This window comes from Vibrio sp. V09_P4A23P171, assembly GCF_963875615.1.
GTDB lineage: Bacteria > Pseudomonadota > Gammaproteobacteria > Enterobacterales > Vibrionaceae > Vibrio > Vibrio anguillarum.
The window spans coordinates 1-2,084 of the sequence record NZ_CAWNMR010000069.1 but is presented as its reverse complement, the minus strand read 5'-3'; the positions used below and the strand labels follow the sequence as shown (position 1 = coordinate 2,084).

Annotated in this window: 1 protein-coding gene; it reads left to right on the top strand. The window is 41.8% G+C overall.

Features of this window, described 5'->3' with window-relative positions; all coding sequences use genetic code 11:
• Positions 1–899 precede the first annotated feature (899 nt).
• Positions 900–1,421 carry a GNAT family N-acetyltransferase gene (locus AACT23_RS16010; protein WP_094128243.1) on the top strand — a complete coding sequence of 174 codons (522 nt, stop codon included), beginning with the start codon at positions 900–902 and terminating at the stop codon, positions 1,419–1,421.
• The last annotated feature ends 663 nt before the right edge of the window (positions 1,422–2,084 follow it).

Sequence of the window (2,084 nt, the reverse complement as noted above, 5' to 3'; positions counted from 1 at the left end):
CTTTTCGTTGTGAATTTAGCGGCAAAATAACCTTCAGCATTCAAACGTCCGCCGAGCATGCTACGCTCGTCACTTTTCTTCCAAATCGCTCAATTTGAGTTTTTTTGTTTCTTTGCTGATTCAGAATTTTGGTTTATAAATGAATCGGTTAGTTTGTTTCAAGTTTACAAAAAAGCTCGTTCTTTGGTTTTGAAAGTCTCGTTGTTAATCTATTGGCCTAACAAACGGCTCAAGAGGGATTGTCAACGCGTGGCGGCTTTAGTACAAAATTGAAGTTCAGTGTTTACGGTGTGTTTTTTGAGTTTGGCGGTGCGTTGTCAACCCCTTAGCCGGGCGTTATGCAACTCAGGTAAATTTAGGGGTTCAATCTTTTGGGATTTCTCTGGCCATTCGTTTTGTATTGTCGGCAAATGAGCATTTTTACCCTAAAATTCGTGGTTCACTCAAGCCGTAAAACAGGTAAGATCCTTTGTTTGCCTTAATCAGTTTTAGCGCTGGTTTGTTGTCAATTCAGCGTGCGTAAAGTGTGGAAAGGGCAAGTTTATCGAGCCTTTCGCACTTGCTGAAAGTCTTGCTTGTTGAGTTTGTCTCATTCAAAAGCTTGGTTTGTTGTTGAAAGGTGGGCTTTGTTTTGGCGGCTTATTTATCACAGTTCTTGCTTGGGTTGATTCTTGAATCACTCAACCATTGCAATTGTGGCTTTTGGTCGTGTAAAGACCAGTTTATCTCATTGAATTTTCATAACAAACGGCTCAAGAGGGATTGCCAACGCGTGGCGGCTTTAGTGCAAAATTGAAGTTCAGTGTTTATAAGTGTGTTTTTTGAGTCCGGCGGTGCGTTGTCAACCCCTTAGCCGGGCGTTAGTTTGCTACAAAGAATCGGGAAGTAATGAGGAAGATATGAAAGTAGAAATTAGACCAGCCAAGGAAGACGAACTGGAACCTCTCCATTCTTTGGTTATTTCAAATGATGAATGGATGAAGTTCAATGGTCCTTACTTTCCATATTCTCACCCAACACTAGAACAGTTTAAAAATCCATCATTTCAGCGTTTACTAGCAGGTTCAGGCTTACAATTAATCACTGTTGATGATATTCCTGTTGGAACGGTTAGTTGCTACTGGGAATGTGAAGAAACGCGTTGGCTTGAAGCTGGTGTAGTTATTTACGATGCACAGTATTGGGGTAAGGGAATTGCAGCGCTTGCTCTACCTTTATGGGTATCATACTTGTTCGAGACTAAAGAAATCGAGAGGGTTGGTTTAACCACTTGGTCGGGTAATCCTCGAATGATGTCTTTGGCTTTGAAACTGGGTTTTCAGCAAGAAGCAAGACTTCGAAAGGTTCGTTACTACAATGGTGAGTACTATGATTCCGTCAAATATGGGGTGTTACGGTTGGAGTGGTCAGAACGCAACTAACAAACAATTTAAGAGGGATTCCCAACGCTTGGCACTTTTGCTTCTACTTCAATTTTAGTGGTTACGGTACAATGCCTTAGGTTGGGTGGTAGCGTTGCTCACCCCTTAATTGGGCGTTAGCTGAGGTTAAGAAAAGTCATAGAATTAAGCGTTTATTTTTCTTAGTCTGAGGCTCTAGCTTTACACCTGAAAGTCAGCACTTTTCCACGTATCTCGCCAGTGGCACTGTTCGTGAAGCGGTTGAACTAACCGAAGTCTTCTTACGGGAAGTGGTGTGTTTGTTTATTTCTTTGGTGTGGCTTCTTTGGTTTTGAGGCTCTTTCGCGCTTAAATGGATTTCGTGCACTTGGTTGTTGGCTTCTTCGAAAGAATTCTTTGTAAATTTAAGTCTTAGAAGCTCGTCAGTTTTCCTGCTATTTCTTCTTTGCCAAGTGCGTTTTGTGGATTAGGTTTTAGTTTCTAAGTTGTCCGTTTTACTTTATCGCTTGAAAGCAATAATGTTTTTTAAATTAGGCCGTTGGGCCGTAAATCTCCGGCTAAAGTGCAGCAGCTAACAAACGGCTCAAGAGGGATTGCCAACGCGTGGCGGCTTTGGTTCAAAATTGAAGTTCAGTGTTTACGGTGTGTTTTTTGAGTTCGGCTATGCGTTGTCAACCCCTTAGC